Origin of the sequence: Nocardia sp. NPDC051787, assembly GCF_040681325.1 — a bacterium.
GTDB lineage: Bacteria > Actinomycetota > Actinomycetes > Mycobacteriales > Mycobacteriaceae > Nocardia.
This window is the reverse complement of sequence record NZ_JBFAYO010000004.1, coordinates 152,874-174,336: the sequence shown is the minus strand read 5'-3', so window position 1 is coordinate 174,336 and position 21,463 is coordinate 152,874. Positions and strand designations below refer to the sequence as shown.

22 protein-coding genes are annotated in these 21,463 nt (G+C 68.0%); 14 read left to right on the top strand and 8 right to left on the bottom strand.

The genetic code is table 11. From position 1 onward, the window contains the following. Nucleotides 1-60 precede the first annotated feature (60 nt). From AB0M45_RS06005 to AB0M45_RS05990, 4 genes are all read right to left on the bottom strand, one after another. Entirely contained in the window at nt 61-228 is a 168-nt protein-coding gene (locus AB0M45_RS06005; protein ID WP_364323410.1) for a hypothetical protein, read from the bottom strand. A 355-nt stretch (nt 229-583) separates the two neighbouring features. Next, nucleotides 584-886 carry a putative quinol monooxygenase gene (locus tag AB0M45_RS06000; protein WP_040778103.1) on the bottom strand — a complete coding sequence of 101 codons (303 nt, stop codon included), beginning with the start codon at nt 884-886 and terminating at the stop codon, nt 584-586. 65 nt (nt 887-951) lie between these two features. After that, nucleotides 952-1,611, bottom strand: coding sequence for an SDR family oxidoreductase (locus tag AB0M45_RS05995; protein WP_364323409.1), 660 nt, complete (start codon nt 1,609-1,611; stop codon nt 952-954). Between the two features lie 33 nt (nt 1,612-1,644). Continuing rightward, nucleotides 1,645-2,172 (bottom strand): DUF2599 domain-containing protein, encoded by a 528-nt coding sequence (locus tag AB0M45_RS05990; RefSeq protein ID WP_364323408.1) that lies wholly within the window; start codon nt 2,170-2,172, stop codon nt 1,645-1,647. Between the two features lie 221 nt (nt 2,173-2,393). Between AB0M45_RS05990 and AB0M45_RS05985 the strand changes: the two genes are divergently transcribed. Further along, nucleotides 2,394-3,503 (top strand): lipase family protein, encoded by a 1,110-nt coding sequence (locus AB0M45_RS05985; protein ID WP_364323406.1) that lies wholly within the window; start codon nt 2,394-2,396, stop codon nt 3,501-3,503. A gap of 10 nt (nt 3,504-3,513) precedes the next feature. Here AB0M45_RS05985 and AB0M45_RS05980 read toward each other — a convergent pair whose 3' ends face one another. Next, complete coding sequence (locus AB0M45_RS05980) at nt 3,514-3,834, bottom strand: hypothetical protein (protein WP_364323404.1); 321 nt, start codon at nt 3,832-3,834, stop codon at nt 3,514-3,516. A 345-nt stretch (nt 3,835-4,179) separates the two neighbouring features. Here AB0M45_RS05980 and AB0M45_RS05975 point away from each other — a divergent pair, with 345 nt between their 5' ends. The 11 genes from AB0M45_RS05975 to AB0M45_RS05925 all read left to right on the top strand — a co-directional run bounded on the left by AB0M45_RS05975 (nt 4,180) and on the right by AB0M45_RS05925 (nt 15,763). Next, complete coding sequence (locus AB0M45_RS05975; protein WP_364323667.1) at nt 4,180-5,355, top strand: lipase family protein; 1,176 nt, start codon at nt 4,180-4,182, stop codon at nt 5,353-5,355. A 230-nt stretch (nt 5,356-5,585) separates the two neighbouring features. Further along, nucleotides 5,586-6,986: a lipase family protein gene (locus AB0M45_RS05970; RefSeq protein ID WP_364323402.1), complete on the top strand. Its 1,401-nt coding sequence runs from the start codon at nt 5,586-5,588 to the stop codon at nt 6,984-6,986. A gap of 92 nt (nt 6,987-7,078) precedes the next feature. Continuing rightward, nucleotides 7,079-8,143: a fused (3R)-hydroxyacyl-ACP dehydratase subunits HadA/HadB gene (locus AB0M45_RS05965; protein ID WP_364323400.1), complete on the top strand. Its 1,065-nt coding sequence runs from the start codon at nt 7,079-7,081 to the stop codon at nt 8,141-8,143. Between the two features lie 311 nt (nt 8,144-8,454). Beyond that, complete coding sequence (locus tag AB0M45_RS05960) at nt 8,455-9,312, top strand: helix-turn-helix transcriptional regulator (protein ID WP_364323398.1); 858 nt, start codon at nt 8,455-8,457, stop codon at nt 9,310-9,312. An 88-nt stretch (nt 9,313-9,400) separates the two neighbouring features. Next, nucleotides 9,401-10,348: a helix-turn-helix transcriptional regulator gene (locus AB0M45_RS05955; RefSeq protein WP_364323397.1), complete on the top strand. Its 948-nt coding sequence runs from the start codon at nt 9,401-9,403 to the stop codon at nt 10,346-10,348. Between the two features lie 88 nt (nt 10,349-10,436). Further along, on the top strand, nt 10,437-11,096 hold the full coding sequence (locus tag AB0M45_RS05950; RefSeq protein WP_364323395.1) for a helix-turn-helix domain-containing protein: 660 nt from the start codon (nt 10,437-10,439) through the stop codon (nt 11,094-11,096). Then, a complete protein-coding gene (locus AB0M45_RS05945; protein WP_364323393.1) occupies nt 11,078-11,659 on the top strand; it encodes a hypothetical protein in 582 nt (193 codons plus the stop codon). Before AB0M45_RS05950 ends, AB0M45_RS05945 begins: the two co-directional genes overlap by 19 nt. Before the next feature lie 585 nt (nt 11,660-12,244). Beyond that, nucleotides 12,245-13,192 carry a transcriptional regulator gene (locus AB0M45_RS05940; protein ID WP_364323391.1) on the top strand — a complete coding sequence of 316 codons (948 nt, stop codon included), beginning with the start codon at nt 12,245-12,247 and terminating at the stop codon, nt 13,190-13,192. Between the two features lie 57 nt (nt 13,193-13,249). Further along, nucleotides 13,250-13,456: a hypothetical protein gene (locus AB0M45_RS05935; protein WP_364323389.1), complete on the top strand. Its 207-nt coding sequence runs from the start codon at nt 13,250-13,252 to the stop codon at nt 13,454-13,456. Nucleotides 13,457-13,622: 166 nt separating this feature from the next. Next, entirely contained in the window at nt 13,623-14,666 is a 1,044-nt protein-coding gene (locus AB0M45_RS05930; protein ID WP_364323387.1) for an alpha/beta hydrolase family protein, read from the top strand. A gap of 44 nt (nt 14,667-14,710) precedes the next feature. Then, nucleotides 14,711-15,763, top strand: a complete 1,053-nt coding sequence (locus tag AB0M45_RS05925; protein ID WP_364323385.1) for an LLM class flavin-dependent oxidoreductase — start codon at nt 14,711-14,713, stop codon at nt 15,761-15,763. Here AB0M45_RS05925 and AB0M45_RS05920 read toward each other — a convergent pair whose 3' ends face one another. Beyond that, entirely contained in the window at nt 15,764-16,819 is a 1,056-nt protein-coding gene (locus AB0M45_RS05920) for a fused (3R)-hydroxyacyl-ACP dehydratase subunits HadA/HadB (protein ID WP_364323383.1), read from the bottom strand. 568 nt (nt 16,820-17,387) lie between these two features. Between AB0M45_RS05920 and AB0M45_RS05915 the strand changes: the two genes are divergently transcribed. Together AB0M45_RS05915 and AB0M45_RS05910 are read left to right on the top strand one after the other, a co-directional pair. Beyond that, nucleotides 17,388-18,608, top strand: coding sequence for a lipase (locus AB0M45_RS05915; protein ID WP_364323381.1), 1,221 nt, complete (start codon nt 17,388-17,390; stop codon nt 18,606-18,608). Between the two features lie 249 nt (nt 18,609-18,857). Then, a complete protein-coding gene (locus AB0M45_RS05910; protein ID WP_364323379.1) occupies nt 18,858-19,874 on the top strand; it encodes an alpha/beta hydrolase family protein in 1,017 nt (338 codons plus the stop codon). A gap of 46 nt (nt 19,875-19,920) precedes the next feature. Here the strand turns inward: AB0M45_RS05910 and AB0M45_RS05905 are convergent, their stop codons facing one another. Both AB0M45_RS05905 and AB0M45_RS05900 read right to left on the bottom strand, forming a co-directional pair. Then, nucleotides 19,921-20,865, bottom strand: coding sequence for a hypothetical protein (locus tag AB0M45_RS05905; protein ID WP_364323377.1), 945 nt, complete (start codon nt 20,863-20,865; stop codon nt 19,921-19,923). Then, nucleotides 20,846-21,250, bottom strand: coding sequence for a hypothetical protein (locus AB0M45_RS05900; RefSeq protein WP_364323376.1), 405 nt, complete (start codon nt 21,248-21,250; stop codon nt 20,846-20,848). The genes AB0M45_RS05905 and AB0M45_RS05900 overlap by 20 nt, the downstream gene beginning before the upstream one ends. Nucleotides 21,251-21,463 lie beyond the last annotated feature (213 nt).

Sequence of the window (21,463 nt, the reverse complement as noted above, 5' to 3'; positions counted from 1 at the left end):
TACGTGCGGCACAAGGCGATTCGGTACCCGCCGGGCATCGGACGCCGGGTACCGGTGGGTTTACTGCTTGATGAAGCTGGAGGCGATTCGCCAGAATGTCGCGGGCTGTAACGCGTCGAGATCCCAATCGTCGGCCATAGCGTGTGCGATGGTGACGATTCGCTCTATATCGAAGTCGTGCCGTGTTGCCGCACCCGTGGATTCGACGGCATCAATGACATACGCCACGGCGGTTTCTCGGGAGAACGCGGTGCTCGAGTGGCCGCTTCGGGCCGACGATGTGCTCATAGTTCTGTCACTCGCTGGCTGGTCGGCCAGTCCGGCGTCGGCTGATCCGAGCCTGCCGCCGGTAAGTGGTTGTTCCATTCGAATGCCCCTGCTGTTCGGCAGCGGCAAACCCACGGCGAATTTCGCCTTCGGCTCACCAACACTGCCTCCCCTGGTGGTCCCCTGTAAAGCGTTGCGGCACTGAGTTTATGTCGCTGCGGCTTTCAGATGCAAGCACATCTGCACGATCGATTGCACGTGCGCACTGTGCATTTCGGCTGCGTGAGTTTGCGGACGCGGTGCTCGCGACCGAAATTCACTCGCGGCCGAACAGGACGTCCGTGCTGTAATCGATCTGTGTACCGGGCTCGACGAATTGATCGGCCGCCTCCCGCCAGGCCAGGAAATGCTCCGTGAAACGGTGTGCCTCGGCCGCCTCGTCGTCGGTGTAGAGCTGGTAGAGGAAGAAGCGGTGGGGGTCTACCCGATCTGCGCAGATGTCGAAACGCAGACAGCCGGGCTCGGTCCGCACCGAGGCGTCGGCGCTGCGGGATATGGCCGCCAGGAACTCGGCGCGGGAGCCGGGGCGGATCTTCATCGAGACGATACGACTGAACACGGTTGTTCTCCCATCGTGACCGTTTGGGTCGATCGGCAAGGGCTGCGGCTGGATTTTCGTCCGGCTCAGTCGGCCAGCAGCGCAATCGCCTGGCTAATCGGAGTGTGGCCGGAAATGAGTTCGAGCGTCCTGCCGAAGGTGTGCGCGGCGGGCAGGAGCCCGGCCAGAACGGCTGCCACATCGGCGCGGGGGACGGCCGCGCGCCCGACCGGCGGCGGGGCGAGCGTCACCAGTCCGGTGCCGGGGGAATCGACCAGCACACCGGGACGCAGGATGGTCCAGTCCAGATCTCGTCCCCGCAGGTCGTCTTCGGCTCGGGTCTTGGCATCGACATAGGCCGCCCACACCTCGTCGGTGCCCGGCGCGGGTGGCCGACCGGCGCCCATCGTGGAGATCTGCAGGAAGCGACGCACTCCGGTCCGCTCGGCGGTCTCGGCCAGCCGGACCGACCCGCCCAGATCCACGGTGTACTTGCGTTCCACGCTGCTGCCCGGACCGGCGCCTGCGGCGAAAATCGCCGCGTCGCCGCCCTTTACGACGTCTGCCAGGTCGTCGCTGCCTGCCTTCTCCAGGTCGCACACCACCGGCTCGGCGCCGGCGGCGCGCACCTGGGGGGCATGCTCGGGATTGCGGACGAGCGCGGCGACCTCGTGGCCGTCCGCGGTGAGTAAGGGGGCCAGCAGCAACGCGATCTTCCCATGTCCGCCTGCGATGACGACGCGCATGGATCGCTCCTTTCCGTCTAGGCGGTACCCGCGCTAGCGCTCGGGGCCGCCGGGATTGCAGCGTGCTTCGACGGTAGCCGGATAACCGACCGCCGGACGCCAGGGTTCCAAATTCCAGCTCGGCTTGGCCGGTTGCACCAGCCGCGCCCACACCCAGTGGCAGAGGAACTGGTCGCGCATACCGGGCGCATCGGCGTCCGCGGCGAGGGCCAGAACCTCCTGCCACGCCCGCTCGTCCGAGCCGGGGAAGGTGTTGTGCCGCCCTGCCTCGGTAGGAAAGACGAGCAGCCGGGCCCCGTCGATCGTCTCGGTCCAGGTGACGTGGTCCACCAGCGGCTGTCCCGCGTAGGGGTCGACGGTCGGCACGGCGCCGAGCGGAGTGGAGACCGGGGATGCCGGTGGGATCGGGGTGGCGGTCGTCGCGTCGGTGGTCGTCGTCGTTGTCGTCGCGAACGTGGGCTCGTCGGAACCACAGGCCGCCGTCAGCGACAGCAGGCCGACGGACAACAGCGCGGCGGCCCGGCGCCAGCGGACGAGGCGGTGCGGGTACCGCTGCGCCACGATCGAACCTCCTGTGTTCTCCTCGGCACCGTCGGGCGTGCTCTGTCGAGCTTAATGGGCGCGGCGGGACGAGGTCCGTCCCGGACCGCGCCGAGCGGTGCGAAGGCCGAGGTAGCCGCATGGCAAGCCGGAACCGGGCGGGGCGGTCGGGCCACCGATTGTGGTGGCTTGCCGGTGCGGCTCCGGGCCGGAGATAGTCGGTCATGCGTTGTGGACGGTTCATGGCGGGGGCGGCGGTGGTCGTGGCCTCGATGACGGGTGCGCTGGGCGGGCCCGCCGACGCGCGGGTGGGCGAGGCGCCGGGGACCGTGACGGATCTGGTGGAACTGTCCGGGCGATTGCATGTGCGAGGAGCCGTGACGGCGGAGCGGTTCACCTATTGGTCGCGCGGCCCCCGCGGGCCGATGCAGAGCACGGGTGTGCTGTACCTGCCCGAAGGCACGCCGCCGCAGGGCGGCTGGCCGATCGTCGCCTACGCGCACGGCACGTCGGGCATCGCCGACCACTGCGCGTTCACGCTGCAACCGCGGGACTACTACCTGACGTCGGTGTACCCGGAGCTCCTGCGCGCGGGGTACGCGGTCGTGGTCTCCGACTACGTCGGGCTCGGCACGCCCGGCATCCATCCCTACCTGGACGGGCACGCACAGGCCCGCAGCATCATCGACGGCGTGCGCGCCGCGCGTGCGGTGGCCGCCTCCCTCGGCACACGCTGGGCGGTATTCGGCCAGTCCCAAGGCGGGCATGCGGCGCTGTTCAGCGCCCAGCTCGCGCCCGGTGACGCGCCGGAGCTCGAGTTACGCGGCGCTGCCGCCACCGGGGCGCCGTCGAATCTGGATCTGGTGGTTCCGCTCGCCGGGCCATGGCTGCCGCGGTTGCCGCTGCAGAAGACCACCGCCTACTTCGGCATGCTGCTGGCCGGGCTGCGTTCCAGCGCACCCGAACTCGATATCGACGGGTATCTGACGCCGGCGGGTCTTGACGTGCTACGGATCGTGGAATCGGAGTGTGTGCTCGAGGCGGACGCAAAGGTGTCCGGTATCGGGATCGGCGCCATGCTGTCGCGGCCGCTGGACGATCCCACACTGCTCGCCGCATTGCGCGCGATGCTGCGGGTGCCGACGAGCGGTTACTCGGTGCCGCTGTTTCTCGGTCAGGGGCTGACGGACCTGGAAGTGCCCGCGCCGCTCACGCTGGAACTGATCGCCCAGTTGCGGTCCTCCGGAACCGATCTGCGCGTGGGCTGGTATCCCGACGATCATCTGGGTGCGGCCCGCGCAGCGTTTCCCGACGCGCTCGCGTTCCTGCACGCGGTGCTCGACCGTCCCTGAGTTCGCGTACTCAGCGCCAGAGCGAGCGGCAGGGTAGCCTGCGCAGGTCGGGTCGAACATCGCCGTCAACGGTGACGGTGATCCCGGCGTGCACGGCGGCCGAGGTGAACTCCCACGCCTCGGTCCGAGTCGCCGCGTATTCGAGGATCAACGCGTCCTCGGGGGTGGGTCCGTCGAAGTAGACAGTGATCCGCTGGGTCGGCGTCTCCTGGGTGTCATCGCATGAGCGAGCGTAGCGAGCGAACGAAGACACAGCCGAGCACTCGCTCGTGCTGGAGCCGAGCGCCGGCGGGGTGTCGGTATGAGCGAGTCTTTGCGCAGTGCCGTCCATGCCACCGTCTCCTTCCGGCCGGCGCGGCAGCCGCGCCGTACGACTGACGGTAGAGGGCCGCCAATGCTGAGAACATGTTCCAGGTTATCGGCTGGAAATGTCACAGATCGGGCACCCGGCGGTGGGGTACAGTCACGAGCCGGGCAGTGTCGCGGCCACCGGCTGGACAACCCAAACTTGTGAATTGTCAACATGTTCGCGGTGCAAGGGTGCCTTATGCGGGTCATGTTGTCGAGGATGGTCACAGCGTTGGATGATTCAGGAGGCACACGTTCGATGAGTCAGGACCCACGTTCGCTGGGTAGGGGAGTGGGGCGACGACGTCTCGCACGTGCGATCGGCGCGATGGCCGCGGGCATGGCGCTGGTAGTGAGCATGGCCGGTGCGGCAACCAGCACGCCGTTGTACCCGGAGCCGGATCCGGACCCCTTTTACCAGACCCCCGCGGACATCGCCGACCGCAAGCCGGGCGATGTGCTCGCGACCCGGGTGATGCCACCGCTGGCGGTCTTCCCGGAGACCACCGTCACCGTGGTGCGGTTCCGGTCGACCAATTCGGAGGGGAAGCCGATCGCCGCGACCACCACGGTGCTCACCCCGAAATCGCACCGTCCCGACGGTCCGCTGCTGTCCTTCCAGCACATCATCAACGGGCTCGGCTCGGAGTGCTCGGTCTCGCGGGTTCTCTACACCGGTGACCCGAACCTGGTCGTGCGGGAGGCGCCGGGCTGGAACGTGCTGCTCGCCCGGGGCTGGAGCGTCGCGCTGCCCGACCACCTCGGGCCGAACTTCGCGTATGGCGCAGCCAAACTCGGCGGGCAGATCACCCTCGACAGCCTTCGCGCCGTGAAGCAGGTCGCCGAGCTCGGGGTGCAGCGCAGCCCCGTGGCCATGGTCGGATACTCGGGCGGTGGTATGGCGACCGCGTGGGCGGCCGCTCTGCAGCCGAAGTACGCGCCGGAGCTGGACATCGCCGGTGCGGCCATGGGCGGTGTGCCGATGAATCTGGTGAAGATGCTCGAGGGACTGGGGTTGAACCCGCACCCGGTGTTCGGGCTGGCGCTGGCCGCGGGATTCGGGCTGGAACGGGAATATCCGCAGCGCTTCCCGCTCAGTGACCAGCTGAACGATCGGGGCTTGGCCGCTCGCGCGCAGATCGCCAACAGCTGCACCAACGACATCCTGGCCACGGGCGCCGGCCGCGGTGCGCTGGACTTCGCCAAGACGACCTCGATGATGAACGACGACACGGCGCGCGCGGTCGTCGAGGAGAACAGCCTCGAGCTCTATGACGGCGTGCCCAAGACGCCGGTGTTCGAATGGCATTCGCCGATCGACGGTCTCATCCCGATCGACTCGGTGGTCAACACCGACAAGCGGTGGTGTGCCGCCGGTGTCAAGGTGCAATCCGAGCAGATCCCGGTGCCCGACCACCTGACGGCGGCGGTTCTCGGCATCCCGGCGGCACTGAACTGGCTGGACGCCCGTTTCCGAGCGGAGCCCGCACCGAGTAACTGCTGATCGACCGGACGCGACGACCGAGCCGGACCCGTTGCCTGCGCACGGGTCTCGGCCGGTTGTTGCGATATGGATACGCGACAACACAACTCGAGTGCTTTCCCGCCTCGGGTTGCGGGTACTGACGTAGCCTGGCGTCCTGGCTCCCGGTCCGACAGGGGAGACTCGGGGGTCGAAAGCCCGTAACGCCCGGGTGCCAGAGGAATTAGCCGTCGCACCCAAAGGCGTGTGCCATGAGATATCTGCCTGCCGTTGCCGTCGCATTGCTCATCGCCGGTTCGGTCCTGGCCGCCCCTGTCGCCGCCGAGCCACCGCCCGCGCCGCCGCCCGACGTGTCCGGTGCGTTCCCGCCGCCCGGTGGGCTGCTGCCCGGTTTGCAACAGCTCATCGATCGGGTGATCCCACCGCCGCCGATCGCGCCCGTGCCGGAGTCGAGTTCGCCTACGCAGCAGGCCACCACACTGTCGCCGTCCCTGGCGGCGCTGCGCCTGGCCAGTATGCCCGCGGCCGTCGGTGACCCGATGTTCGATCTCCGTCCCGCGAACCTCGACGAGCTGGCCGAGGGCCAGGTCATCGAGGTGCGCGACGTCAGCGCGACGACGGCGCCGCTGATGCTGCTGCCGATCCGGCGCGCCCTGCTGGTGAAGTACCGCACGACCGATGTGCACGGCGCGCCGTCGTACGCCACGGCCACCCTGGTCGTTCCCGCGGCGGCCTGGCCGGGCCCGGGCCCACGGCCGGTGGTGGTGAACAACTTGCCGATCGACGCACTCGGCCGTGTCTGCACCCCGGGATACACCCTCGCCCACGGGCTGCATCCGGACACCAGCATTACCGACTTCGTTCCGCCCACAACGCACGTCGCGGCGCTGCGCGGATACGCCGTGCTGATTCCCGACCACGAGGGTCCGTCGATGGCCTACGCCGAGCCGATCGTGGCCGGTCACGCCGTGCTCGACTCGATCAGGGCGGTGCGTGGACTGCTGCCGGAGGAGTTCGGCGACAGCAAGTTCGGTATGGCGGGCTATTCCGGTGGAGCCATCGCGACACATGGGGCGGTGAAGCTGATCACCAGTTACGCACCGGAATTGGCGGAGGTGATCGTGGGCGCGGCGCTGGGCGGGGTGCCCGCGGACTACGAGATCCTGGCCCGCAGCATGAACGGGAATCTCGCCTCGGCGGTGTTCATGGGCGCGGTCTTCGGGATCGGCCGTGAGCGGCCGGAAATCCTCGCCAGGATGAACAACCTCGCCCAGTGGGTGGCGACCTCGCCGGTGAAAGATATGTGCGGCAGCAGCTATGGACTGGCGGGCCTGCTGATGCTGCCGATCGATGTCGCCGCGAATTACCCGGACCCGCTGAACTCGGCGCTGGCCGCGGACGTCTATCGGGTGACCAGGATGGAAGGCATGAAGTCGGCGGCTCCGCTCTATATCTACAACGGGGAGCAGGAGTTCTGGATCCCGGCCGAGGGTGCGCGCAACCTCTACTGGGAACAGTGCCGTCTCGGCGTGCCCGCGGTGTACCGTAGTGTTCTCGGTGAGCACATCATCGCGGGGGCGCTCGGTTATCCGGAGGCCATGGTCTGGCTGGACGACCGGCTGCGCGGGGTTCAGGCTCCCGACGAGTGCTGACCGTGTGACGGCGCCGGGGGAGGCATCCGGTAACGCGGTATGCCAGTGGTGTGCCGGTCCGGGCGGGGTGAAGCCGAGTTCCGAGAGGGCACATGAACGACAGCACGACCGCCGCGTCCGAGCAGGCAAAGGCATTGGTGGGACGGCATTACCGCTTGACCGACCATTACGAGGTGGGGCGCGAGAAGATCCGCGAGTTCGCGCGGGCGTTGCAGGACGGCCATCCGGCGCACCGATATGAAGAGGCCGCCGCGGAGTTGGGCTTCGACGGGTTGGTCGCGCCGCCGACCTTCTCCTCGATCCTCCTGCTGCTGATGCAGCGCAAGATGTTCGAGTCCGTGCTCACCGGCTACGATCTCGGCCAGGTCTTGCAGACCGAGCAGTCCATCCAGGTACACCGCCCGATCGTCGCCGGCGACCAACTGCGGTGCGACGCCTATATCGAGTCGTTCCGGCAATTCGGTGACAAGGACTTCATGGTCACCAAGAACGTGCTCACCAACCAGCACAAGGACGTGTTGCAGACCGCGTACAGCACCGCGGTGGCGCAGACCGGGGTGGATCTCGCCCCCGACCTGGGCGCCACTGTCGAAGGTGTGATCATGACCGGGCAGTCCGCGGCCGACCGGTCGGCCGCGGCGGCCACGCGGACGACCGACGAGGACGCCGGGCTGGTCGAGTGCTTCGACGAACCGGCACAACCGGATTCGTCCGGCCGGCCGCGAACGCCACGATCGATCCCCCTTTTCGAGGATTTGTCCGTCGGCATGGTGCTTCCCCCGCGAACGACGCTGCTCACCCGTGGCGATCTGGCGAATTACGCTGGTGTCTCGGGTGATTCGAATCCGATCCATTTCAGCGACCTGGTGGCGCGCAGCGTGGGCCTGCCCGACGTCGTCTCGCACGGACTACTGACGATGGGGCTGGGCGCCGGGTATCTCACATCATGGCTGGGCGATCCAGCCGCCGTGGCGAAGTATGCGGTTCGGTTCGCGACGTTCGCGCCGGTTCGGGCGACCGAGGCGAGCGCGATCGAATTCCGTGGCCGGGTCAAGGAATTGGATCCCGAGCGGCGCGCCGCCACCATCGCGCTGAGCGCCACTTCCGAGGGGCGCAAGCTGTTCGGCCGCGCGACAGCGACGGTGCTGCTGCGCTGATCCCTCCCGCCGGCATTTCGTCCAGGTGAGCAGCAGGGGCCGGTAGCCATCGCCGTGGGCGTACACCATGTCGGCATCGCACGTCGAATGGATCCGATTGCAGCCCAGCCCATCTCAGTACCACCGTCCGATGATCTTGCGAATGTGCTTGCACCTGCGCATACGCTTCGATTTCGACCGAGTTGGTGCTGGAGTGTGGAGAACGCACATGGGAGACTCGAAACATGCGTGCTTCGGTAGTGCGGCCTCGAACTGAAACCATCACTCGCGCAACGACTCCTGCCGTCGAGGGTGGCCCGACCGTTTTGCGGATGATTCTCGGCGGGCGGATGCGACGGCTGCGCGAGGCGTGCGGCATTTCGCTCGAGGAGGCGGGCGAGGCGATTCGCGGTTCGCATTCCAAGATCAGCCGGCTCGAGCTGGGCCGGACCGGGTTCCGGGAACGAGATCTGGTCGATCTGCTCGAGCTGTACGGGGTCACCGACGAGGATGAGCGCGCCGAGTTCAAGCGACTCGCCGAGCAGGCCAACACCTCGGGGTGGTGGCATCGCGACTCCGATTGGCTGCCGAAGTGGTTCGACACCTACCTGGGCTTGGAGCAGGCGGCACAGCTGATCCGCTGCTATGAGCCGCGCGTGATACCCGAGCTGTTGCAGACTCCCGACTACGCGCGCGCCCTGCTCGTTCTCGCCCATCCCCATGAGGACGAGGAGTCGATCGAGCGGCGGGTTGCCTTGCGGATGCGGCGCCAGGAGATCCTGGCCAGACCCAACGCGCCGCAGCTCTGGCTGATCGTCGAGGAGGCGGCGCTGCGGCGCAGGATCGGCGGATCGCAGGTGTGGCTGGCCCAGCTCGAGCATGTGCTACGGGCCGTGGACTCGCCGAACGTCACCGTGCAGGTGCTGGCCGATCACGTCGGCGGTCCCGCGCTCGCCGACGGCGCGTTCACCATGCTGCGCTTCGCCGAGGCGGATCTGCCCGACATCGTCTACCTCCAGCAGCTCACGGGTGCGCTGTATCTAGACAAGCACGCCGATCTCGCCGCCTATCGCGCGGTGGCGAACCTGCTTTCGGTCCACGCCGCGCCACCCGAGTACACCCGGGAACTCGTCGCGGCGCTACGCGAGCGCCAACCGGAGATCATGGATCAACCGTCGGGCTCCGCCTGACCGGATCCGCCGGCACACCACGAATACCCGGACGTACAAGGCATTTCGGCCATAGCTGGCGACCGGGCGCCCGTGGCACACTCGGGAGATGCCCCCTTCGAAGGTGCGACAGGCGATGGATTTCGGCTCCGGTAACAATCCTGTGGCCGGCGGCGGGCCCACGGTCCTGCGGATGATGCTGGGTGGTCGCCTGCGCCGCCTACGCGAGGCCCGCGGGCTCACTCGCGAAGCCGCGGGTGAGGCCATTCGCGGGTCGCATTCGAAGATCAGCAGGCTGGAACTCGGGCGCACCGGCTGCCGGGAGCGTGACCTGGTCGATCTGCTCGACCTCTACCGGGTGACCGACCCCGACGAGCGGGAGCGGTACCTGGAGCTGGCCAGGCAAGCCAACGCGTCGGGCTGGTGGGCCCGCGACAACGACTGGTTGCCGAAGTGGTTCGACACCTACCTGGGCTTGGAGCAGGCGGCGCGGCTGATCCGGGTCTATGAGCCGCGGGCGGTGCCCGAACTACTACAGACGCAGGCGTATGCCCGATCGGTGCTCGGCATGGCCCATGCCAGCGAGTCGGCGGAGTCGATCGAGCGTCGCGTCGCACTGCGTATGCGCCGCCAGGAGATCCTGTCCCGGCCGGAACCCCCACAGCTGTGGATGATCATCGAGGAAGCCGCGCTGCGCCGCAGGATCGGCGGCTCCACCGTCTGGCGTGCTCAGATCGAGCATCTGCTGCGGGCGCAGGAGCAGCCGCACATCACCATCCAGATCCTGGCCGACCACGTGGGTGGGCCCGCACTCGCCGACGGTGCCTTCACCGTGTTGCGTTTCGCCGAGCCGAACCTGCCCGACATCGTCTACCTCCAACAGCTGACCGGCGCGCTCTATCTGGACAAGGTCGCTGATCTGGACGCGTATTATGCTGTGCTGAACCAGCTTTCGGTACTCGCCCCGTCGCCGGAGCACACCCGGCGACTGCTGGAAGCGCTGCGCGACGGCGCCGCGCCGACCGTCGACGAACCAGGGGCCCGCGCACCCGCGTGACGACACGGCAGTGTGTGTTCGCGCGTGGAGCGGGCCGGGCCACAGCGAAGTATTGTCCCAATGGGACAATAAGGCGTAGGCTGTGTCCATGAGCGACGACGGAGTCGGTCTGGACGGCCGTCGGCTGCGCACTCGCCGCAGCCGCGAGGCGCTGTCGCGCGCGGCGTTCGACCTGCTCACCGAGCGGGGGCTCGACGCGGTCGCCGTGGAGGACATCGCGGTGCGGGCCGGCGTCACCCGGCGCACCTTCAGCAGGCATTTCGCCTCCATCGAGGCGGCAATTCTCGGCGATGTCGATCAGGACGTGCACCTGTTCAACGAGGCGCTGTGCCGTCGACCGCCGTCCGAGCCGCCCCTGGTCGCCTATCGCAACGCCGTCCACGACTGGCTCGCCACCGAGTACGGTGGCGCGCGCGCCGCGCTGCTGGCGCGGCGCTGGGCACTGTTCCAGCGTTTCGAGGACGAGCCCGAGCTGTTCGCCGGTTATCAGCGCATCCGCATCGACGGGCAGCGCGAATCGGTCCGGATCATCGCGGCGAGGCTGGGGGTGGATCCGCTGACGGACCCGCGTCCGGCCGCCGCCGTCGGCGCCGGTGCCGGCATGCTGCTCGCGGCGTTGCAGACCTGGGCGGCGGGCCCGGACCCGATGGGCCTGCCCGGCCTCGTCGAAGAGTTCTTCGACACCCTCCTGGCCCTCACTGCCGAATTCCGTTCCGAGGAGTCACCGTCATGTCTACCGGGTCGGTGAGCATGTACCGCCGGACGTGCCGACGCGTCGGGCTGGACCGAAATCCGCTGCGCCGCAGGGAAGACCGCCTGCAAACCGGGGTGGCCGCCCTGCTCGCCCTGGTGTTCTTGATCGTCGTTCCCGTGCTGGCGGTGACCGTCGGCGGTGCGGTCTACCGCGTGGAAACGGCCGCGGTGCAAGCCGAAACGGCGCGGCTGCGCCAGATCGACGCCACCGTGATCGAGACCGGGAAAGCGCCGCTGTACGCGCCGGTCATACCCGCACGAGTGTCCTGGAAGGACACCGAAGGCGTGACACACACGGCCGACTACCAGTCGACCACGGTGGTAGAGCCGGGTTCCACCGTGTCGATCTGGTTGAACGAAGGCGGGGCCATCGTCGAGCCGCCGTCCTCGACCCAGGCCGCCAGCAAAGCGGTACTGCTCACCGCGGGCGCGCTGCTCGGCGTCTCGGTCGTGCTCGGGGGCAGTTACTGGCTGCTGCGCCGCGGCCTGGACCGGCGGCGCCTGCGGCGGTGGGAATCGGAATGGGTGACCGCCGATCTCACCTGGGGGCACGGCTGAGCCCGAGTGCGGCGTGCCCGCCGGGCGAGGGTAGGGACCCGCGCAGCGGGCACGTCGCGTCCCGGGCCACAACGCGGCGAACGAGGGGCCCGGCACGGCTGCGACAGTAAGTCATGCGCGCACCGGTCCGCCCGTTCGGCGCCGATCATCGGAGATCCCACCACGGTCGCCTGGTTGCGTTGTGACACAACATAAACCGAGTGCGCACGGAGGCCGGATGGGGGCGGCACGCCGCGGCTTGTGCGATGTCCCAATCGCGGTCATCGGTGCCGATGAACCCTCCCGAGGGCGCGGACGGGGACTTCTCAGAGCGATCGAGACGGCTCTAGGGTGACCACGACGCAGCGCCGGAATGCGCGGTCGGCGCTGCGTCACCTACCTCGACCACCCGGAAACCACGAGGCCACAGCATTTCTGGCTGTCACGGTATTCGCCGAATTGCCCGAGTTCTTGTGATCCCGCCCAACGCGTCGGGCGGGTCCCTGATGAGTTACCTGATACGGTGGGGCATATCTCGATTTCATCACGATCAGTCGCTAACCTTCGGTAGGCATGATGGGCAGGCAGCCGAAAACGAGTACCGAGATGTTGACATCAAAACTTGTCGCACATCTGGCCGAGCACTCCGGCCACGACGCGTCCGGCGATGTGGCGACCGCCGCGCGAAACTGTTTGGCTGCGGCCGTAGAGCTCCTCGCTCCACGCAGGTCACCGGCTGAAACGCGGCCCCCGGAGATCGCCGGATTCGCTGCGCGCTGGGCGCGTGAGGGCATCGCGCTGGAAACGGTGCTCGGCGCCTACCACGAGGAAATCAAAAACGGATTGGAATTCCTCGCCGACCAGGCCGCCGACGAGCGGGCGGATCATTTTCTGGCTGGGGCGCGGCTGGCGGTCCACGTGCTGGAAATGGTGACCATGGCCGCGTCGACCGCCTATGTCGACGAGCATCGCGCGGTCGCCCGGGAACATCAGACCGCCGCTCAGACGCTGGTCTCGGCCTTGCTCGGTGGACAGGCGGTCGGCCAGCTCGCCCGGGAGACCGGCATTTCGATCGCGCGGTCCTACCAGGTGGTGGCTTTGGGCATTCCGCCGCACCCGGACGAGCGAAGACCTGGCGCGGGCGCGGTCGCCGCCCGCCGCAAGCTCCGCCGTGTCCAGGCCGCGCTGGCCGGTCCGCTCGGCTCCCGCGCGCTGTCGGTGCTGTCCGCCGCGGGCGGCACGGTGCTGGTGCCCCTGGATGACCCGCTCGCCCGCACCGGATCGTTCAGCATGACCGGCGAGGTCCTGGCCATGGTCGGCGACGGCGCCGAGGTGCCGTTGACCGCCGCGGTCGCGACCGGCCGCACCGCGCGCATCCCCGAACTCGCCGGTCGCGCGCACGACCTACTCGACCGGCTGCGTGCCGCGGGCGAGCCACCGGGGTTGTACCGAGTGGCCGAAGCGGACGACGCGCCGGGTTGTGAGCTACTCCAGCCGAGCCATATGAACATCGTCACCGCGCCCAACGATCACGTAATTGGACGCTCCGCATGACTTTTCGTCAGCTATTGTCACTGTGCCCTGTTGTCGAGGGTGAGCTAAGGAGTGCGAGTGACCACCGCGTTGTCCGATCGCCATATTCCGCGCGAACTCGAGCCCGCCGCCGAACACCTGTTCAATGACTATCTGCACAATCCCAAGACCCGGAATCCGCACGATTACGCGCAGTGGGATGATCGCTGCGAATTCACTGGGTGGGCCGCATTGTCCGGGAGCCTGGTCGATACGAATTTTCCGACGGTGAGCAGACCGCGATGATCACGAATCTGTGCATCGAAGATAGTCTGCCGTCCTATCACCGGCAGATCTCGGAGCCCTTGACCCTCGACGGCGTATGGACTGCCCGGTGCGGCGCGGCGCAACGATTCGAGGAGCAGCGCCAACGCGCGGCGGCCCGGAGGGCGGAATGGGCCACCGCGGCGCGATGAGGCTGCGCGGACCGATCACCGCGGCGATGGCGGTCATCGCCGCGGTGGCCGCTGCGCCCGTGCTCGCCGATCCGATGACGCCGACCCCGCCGACGTCGGCGACCCCGGCGCCCGCCGTCGACCCCGAGATGACCCGGACCGGCTTGATCTCGATCGAGAACGTCGCGCCGCGCCGGCAGCGGCTGGCGATCGCATCGGCGGCGATGCGCCGGATCATCACCGTCGACGTGCTGCGCGGCAGCGGCACGGGGCCCCGGCCGGTGCTGTATCTGCTCGACGGCGTCGACGGCGACGCCACCTCCGCCTGGCTGACCAAGGGAAATGCCGCGGAATTCTTCGCGGACAAGCCGGTGGATGTGGTGCTGACCGGCGGCGGCACCGGCAGTATGTACAGCGACTGGGTTCGCCACGACACCGCGCTGGGACTCAATCGCTGGGAGACCTTCCTCACCACCGAGCTACCGCCCATCGTGGAATCGCTGCTGCGCACCGACGGCCGCCGCGCGATCGCGGGGGTATCGATGGGAGCGCAGGCGGCGATGATGCTGGCGCAGCGCCATCCCGGCTGGTACCGCGCCGTGGCCGGGATGAGCGGCTGCTACTCCACCTCCGACCCGCTCGGCCACGCCGTCACCACCATCACCGTGGCCTCACGCGGCGGCAATGTCGACAACCTCTGGGGCCCGCCGACCTCACCGGAATGGGCCGCGCACGACAGCCTGCTGCACGCGGAAGGGCTGCGCGGCACCGGGATCTACCTGTCGGCGGCCACCGGCCTGCCCACCGGGGCCGACCTGGTGGCGGTCGCCAACTCGCCGACGATCGTGGAGGCGCTGCGCACCGCGGGTGGTGGTGTGGCGCTGGAGGCGGGCGCCCGAGCGTGCACCGAGCGATTCGCCGCGCGCCTGGCCGAACTGAAGATTCCCGCTACCGTCGAGTACTCCGCCGCGGGGATGCATACCTGGCCGGATTTCCAGGCCCAGCTGCCGAAGGTGTGGCAAGTGCTCGCGCCGGCGCTCGAGGTTCCCGAGTCCTCCTGAACCACGCCGCGGAATCTCCGCGGTGCGGCGGCGTTGACATCGGTATGACCTCGGCCCTGTCCTCCGTTCGGTTCTCCGTGCTCGACCGCTCGCGCGTCCGGCACGGCCAGAGCCATCCGGCCGCGCTGCGCGAGAGCATCGAGTTCGCTCGGCTCGCCGAGGAGTGGGGATACCACCGCTTCTGGGTGTCCGAGCACCACAGCGTGCCCGGCGTGGCGGGTTCGGCGCCGACGGTGCTCGCGGCGGCCGCGGCGGCCGCGACGTCCCGGATCCGGATCGGCACCGGCGGCGTGATGCTGCCCAATCATCAGCCTCTGGTCGTGGCCGAGCAATTCGGTGTGCTGGAATCGCTGTATCCGGGACGTATCGATATGGGCCTGGGCCGGTCGGTGGGTTTCACCGACGGCGTGCGGCGTGCCCTGGGGCACGACAAGCGCGATGCCGCGGACTTCGACGCCCAGCTCGCCGAGCTGCTGGCGTACTTCGCCGAGGGCGGCCGGGGCGTGCACGCCTGGCCCGCGGAGGGGCTGCGGGTTCCCGCCTTCCTGTTGGCGACCGGGTCCGGCGCCGCGCGTGCGGCCCGGTTCGGTCTGCCGCTCGTGATCGCCGCGGTGGGCGGCGAGGACCGCATGATCGAGGCCATCGAGCGATATCGCGCCGAGTTCCGTCCCGGGGTGGCGGGCGCGGAACCCTACGTGGTGGTCTCGGGATCGATCGTCATCGCCGACACCACTTCGCAGGCGTATCGGCTGTTGCTACCGGAGGCATGGTCCGCCGTGTACGCGCGCACCCGCGGCGAGTTCCCGCCCCTGATCCCGCCATCGGACATCGAGGCGCGCACCATGACCGATCGGGAACGCACGATCTTCCACGAGGGGCTGCGTGGGCACTTGTACGGCACCGAGGACGAGGTGGCCGACCAGTTGGAGCGGTTGGTGACCAGGACCGGCGCCGACGAGATCCTGGTGCATACCAGTACCTATGACCGCGCCGCCCGCTTGGCATCGCACCGCAGGCTGGCGCTGCTCACCGGCCTGCTGCGGGACCACGCCCGGGTCGACGGGCCGGATTCGGGCCGGGTCCACGCGGCGGCCTGATCAGTCGGCGGCCCGAATCGCTGGTGGGAACAGCACTTCGGCGGCGGCATAGCCGAACAGCTCGCGACCTTCGGTTCGTGCGTCCACCGCGATGGTCGCCCGTCGCCTGCGCGGATCGATCGAGGTGACCTGGCCGCGAAACTCTACCGTCCGGGTCGCCAAGGGGGGAATGCGCAAATAGTGAGTGTTGTGCGCGAACTGCGCGCGGAAACGGGTGAGCGCCGTGGGGTCGCCGAGCCAGGCACTCAGGAACGAGGCGGCCAGCCCGAGCTTCAGCATGCCGGGGGCGGCCACGGTCGGCAGACCGCTGGCGACGGCGATTCGTTCGTCGAATAACACCGGATGGGCGTCTCTGGTCACCCCGGCGTAGTTGACCAGGTCCCCGCGAGACAAGCGCACGGTCCGCGGGGGCAATTCCGTGCCCACCGCGAGGTCGGCGAAATCGACGTCCTGCTTCGATATCCGGCGTGCGGGAGCTGGTGCAAGGGAGTCGGCCGCGGCCGGGACGACGGCTTCGGTCCGGCCTTGTCGCGTCGCGATAGGGGACACGGCGACAGTGCGTACCGCCTCGGCCAGTTTCGGATCGCGACCGCCGGCGCGGGCGAGCAGCGCGCTGGAGCCGGTCTGCACCACCATGCCGTGCTGGTCGATGAGCACGCTCTTGATCGCGAGGATGTCGTAGTCGCCGTAGTGCCGGAACGATTCGACGTAGACGTCACAGGTCAGGCGGTCCCCGGCGACCAGCGGCCTGCCGAAGTCGAATACCTGGTCCTCGTGCAGAATCCGGGTCGGGTCGTACCCGGTGATCAGCGAATCCATGATTTCGCGGTGCACCCTGGTGAGAATTATCGAGCTGAAGGTCGCGGGCGCGACGAGTCCGGAATATCCGAGTTCCGCCGCGGCGGCCTCGCTCCAATGCACCGGATGGTAATCCTGGACGGCGCGGGCGAATTCCCGGATCTTTTCCCGTTCCACCCGGTAGGGGACGGCGGAACGATAACGACGGTCGACGAGCGCCCCCGCCTGATCAGCCGGATTCACGGCGGTCTCGTTCATGGTCGCTCCTGTATTGCGATGCGGTGTTGGTCGGCAGGCTCTGGTCAGGTGGGCGGGCCGATCCGCCGGAGCAGCGAAGACATCCGCTCCGCTGTCCCGGTTCCGACGATGCCGACGCCCGCGTCGAAGAGCCACGCCGCGGTCGATATGGCCGGCGGCGAACGGCACTCCGCCGCGCGAGCACCGACGCGTGTGATGGGAACCATGATGGCGGACACGGGACCTCCGAGCGGTTAGCCATCGGATGGCCACCGACGGCGAGGTGCAGGTTTATCCATGATGCCTCCGCGCGCCATGCGGAACTGTGATCGCTTGGTGATCTGGAGAATTCACCGTTTCGCCGCGGTCTTTTTGTGCTGCCTGCCCTATCGCTCGGCAATTCCGGCAATTGTCGTTGTCTTGTGGCGTATCCCTAGCCGCGCCAAAGGCATTCGTGAGGTCTCCAGACCCGATCGTTCCGCGTGGGTAGTCGCGTTGCGCGGTTCTAGCGTTGGCGCAGTTTCGGTCCCCTCGACCCGCACGAACGGTACCGGCCCTCGAACACCGTGGTTCTGCAGGAAGGCATGTAATGAAACGAAGTACCTACGGGCGCTCGTCTATCGCGGCGGTGCTGCTGAGTGTGTCGGTGCTCGCCGTCGGTTCGACCGGCGTCGGCGCGAACGCGGCGCCGCAGGAGCGGCCGACCGAGCAGACGCTCGCGGACTACATCGCCGCCGGTCGCAAGACCGCGCCGGTCGCCGACTCGGGCAGCGCGGGCACCGGCAGCGCGGGCACCGGCTCGGCGTGCACGTCGGGCAGTGGCGCGGGGTCCGGCAACGGTTCCGGAGACTGCTACGGCGGGTCCGGCAGCAGTTCGGGGTCCTCCGGCGGATTCGCGAGTGACACCGTGGGTTACGGGCCGCCGATGACGTCGTGGCTGGCCGCGTTCGGTTACGGGCTGACGCATCCGGACGCCGCCCCGCCCGGTGCCAACGATTGGAACTGCAAGCCGACGGCCGAGCATCCGCGCCCGGTGGTCATGGTGCACGGCACCTGGATGAACGCCTACAACGGCTTCGCGTTCATGGGCCAGCCGATCAAGGACGCGGGCTTCTGCACGTTCACCGTCAACTACGGCCGGTCCAACCTCCTCGAAGGGGGCGGTCTCGGTTCGGTGCTCCCCGGCGTGATGGGAACCGGCTATATCCAGGATTCGGCCAAGCAGCTGGCCACGTTCGTCGACCGGGTGCTGGCCGCGACCGGTGCGTCCGAAGTGGACATCGTCGCGCATTCCCAGGGCGGTTCGATGTCGAACTGGTACACCAAGTTCGAAGGTGGTGCCGCCAAAGTGAAGAATCTGGTCACCTACGGCGCAACGCACCACGGCACCAGCCTGATCGGCATCGGCGCGCTGGGCCGGGGGATCAACAACTTCGGCATCGACATCCTCGGATTCATCGAGATCTTCGTCGGCCACGCGGGAATCCAGCAGACGATCGGCTCGGACTTCGTCAACAAGCTCAACGAGAACGGCGACACCATTCCCGGTGTCGACTACACCATCGTGGGCAGCCGCTACGACGAGATCACCAACCCCTACGACCTGACCTTCTTGAAGGCGGCGCCTGGTGTGTCGGTGCAGAACATCACCCTGCAGGACGGATGCGAGCAGGACGTGTCCGACCACCTCACCATCATGTACTCGCCGCGCGCGCTGTCCATCGCATTGCGTGCGTTGGACCCGGTCGGCCACCCGACCTTGGAGTGCACCTTCAACCCCTGGCTGATCGGCGGCGGAGGCTCGCTCTGACCACCCGATAGACGTGCCTTCGTCGCGCGGCGTGCATTGTGCCCGACTCCGCGCCAGCTCGACGGCGGCACCGGCCGCCTCGCGTTCGCTGCTCGCCGGGACAGGATCCCCTCGAACCCGCCCCTGTCCCGGCGCGCACATCCCGGCGCGTGGCGGTGAGCCCACCGAGCGGACCTTCGCACCCGCCGCTCGGTGGGCGCCGGGGTGTCGACCCACGGCGTGCGCCGACCAGAACAGGAGCATCCGGCTATGACACGGAACGAGAAATTCTGCCGCCCTTGGATACCCGCCATCGCGGCGGTCGTGGCCCTGTTCGGGGTGGTTGCGGCGTCACCGAGCGCGACAGCGGACCCGCCGTCATCGATCACCGGCCGATGGGCCGAGGACGACCGCACCGTGCAGTTGCGGGTGTACTCCGCGGCGATGCGGCAGGACATCATGGTGAAAGTGCTGCGCCCGGCCGATCGCTCAGCGCCGCGGCCGACGCTGTATCTGCTGAACGGTGGCGGCGGTGGCCAGGACAGCGCGACCTGGCAGAAGAACACCGACGTGCTGCGCTTCCTCGCCGACAAGGACGTGAACGTCGTGCAACCCGTCGGCGGTCGCTGGAGTTATTACACCGACTGGCGCGCCCCCGACCCGAAACTCGGCCTGTACAAGTGGAAGACCTTCCTCACCGAGGAACTGCCCCCGCTGATCGGCGCGGAGTTCGGCACGACCGGTGCGAACGCCATCGCGGGGCTGTCGACGTCCGGAACCTCGGTGCTCCAGCTGCCGATCGCGAAACCCGGTCTGTACCAGGCGGTCGCGGCCTACAGCGGCTGCGCGCAGCTCAGCGATCCACTCGGACGCGAGTTCGTGAAGCTGGCCGTGGAGAGCTGGGGCGGCGGCGACACCGGCAACATGTACGGCCCGCCCGGCGACCCGATGTGGGCGGCCAACGATCCCTACGTGCACGCCGAGCAGCTACGCGGACTACGCCTGTTCCTGTCCACGGGTACCGGCGTGCCCGGAATGTACGACACCTACAACGGCACACACATGCAGCCCGGTCCGCGTGGCTATCTCAACCAGCTGGTCTTGGGCGGTGTCATCGAGGCGGCGGTGAACTGGTGCACGCACAACATGCGTGACCGCCTGAACGCACTCGGGATCCCCGCGACCTACGACTTCCAGCCCACCGGAACCCATTCATGGGGGTATTGGCAAGAGGCACTGAAGAAGTCGTGGCCGGTGCTGGCCGACGGACTCGGCCTGCCACACTGAGTTGCCGCTCATTCTTGCTGATCCAACACTGCGGAGGTGGGCCGTTTCAGCAGGTGGCGGGTGCAGAGTCGCCCGCAACCCGGAACTCGAACCGGATCGCTCCTGGGCTCTGGGCGGGCAGGACGATGGCCGCGCCGTGCCCGCGCGTCCATGTCCGGGGAACCAGGACGTAGTGGTCACCGATGCGACTGAGTGGCACCAGTCCGTCGTAGCGGAATCGGTAGGCCGAACCGGTGCTGCCATCCGTACCGCAGGCCGTCGTGCGGACATCTGATCGGGAAAGGTGCAGGTCCTTTTCGCTGTAGATGATGACGTGGGAACTGGTGGACAGTTGCGCGGCCCATTCCCGCGCCCGCGTCTGCCCGACCGCGACGGAGTAGTCGGTAGCGATCCAGAACAAATTGATACCGACCATGATGAACAGGATCGTCCATTCCGCCACGGTGGCCGCCTGCGACGGCGGGGGTGCGGTCGTGGGCAGGCGTTCCCGCAGACGTTTGCGGCGCAGCACGACCAGCATCCACAACACCAGCACGCCGGCGATGATCGACAGCGGCGCCACACATAGCCCTTTGTTGAGCGGGGTCACCACATATATCCGCGACACCCCATTGACGAGGACCGCAGCGGCGATCACCGCGATCACGGCGGTGGCCCATCGCGAGGGTTGGCGGCTGCGAATCGAATCCGGAAGCGAGATATACCCCCACAGCACGGCCATGCCGATGAGACCGACGAAAATCAGCGGCACGTACAGCGTGTCGACGGTGCGCATCAGGTACTCGCGGATGCTCGGATTCAGCGTCGTCGAGTCGACACCGAAGTAGTTGAAGAACCAGTAGACGTGCGCCCAGCCGAAGTAGAACAGTACGGCGGTCAGCAGCGTTGTCGGCGCCACCAGCTGGCCGATGGATCTCGCGACATGGGTGAACCCGTCGAACGCCGACCCCGTCGGGGGTGTCGGCGCCTGGTCAGCTGGTGGTTGTGACACGGGGCTTGCTCGTCACCGTCTCGGTGGGCGAGCCGGTTTCGGTGGGGGAGACGGTCCTGGTCGGCGAGCCGGTTTCGGTGGGCGAGCCTGTTTCGGTGGGCGAGCCGGTTTCCGATATCTCCTTCGGCTCGTAGCCTTCTTCGCCGCAGGGAAGTTTCTGCGGGGCCAGCGTCCCGGTGAGCAGCGTCAGCGTCGAGCCGGGTGTCAGGATGAGCGACCCGTTGGGCGACTGTTCGTTCGGTTCCGAATTCACTTTCGCGCCACGGAAACTGCTGTATTGGCAAACGCTGCGCTGGGTGTCGGTATCGTCCTGCGCGATGTCGACGTCGACGCAGCCTTTGCATGCCTTTTCGATCGCCTGCACCGCCTGCTGCTGGACCACCACGATCGGGACGCCCTGGAGCTCGGTGAACCCCGGAATCTGGAAGGGCGCGCCCGCCGCCTTACCGGCATCGGTTTTACCCGGTAGCCCGGGCACTCCAGGGTCCGGTGGGGCACCGGAACCAGGCGTGCCCGATAGGCCGGGCACGCCTGCGCCGGACCCAGGCGTCTGCTGCGTCGTCGCACTGCCCGATTCCTGATCCGGTATCGACGTGGC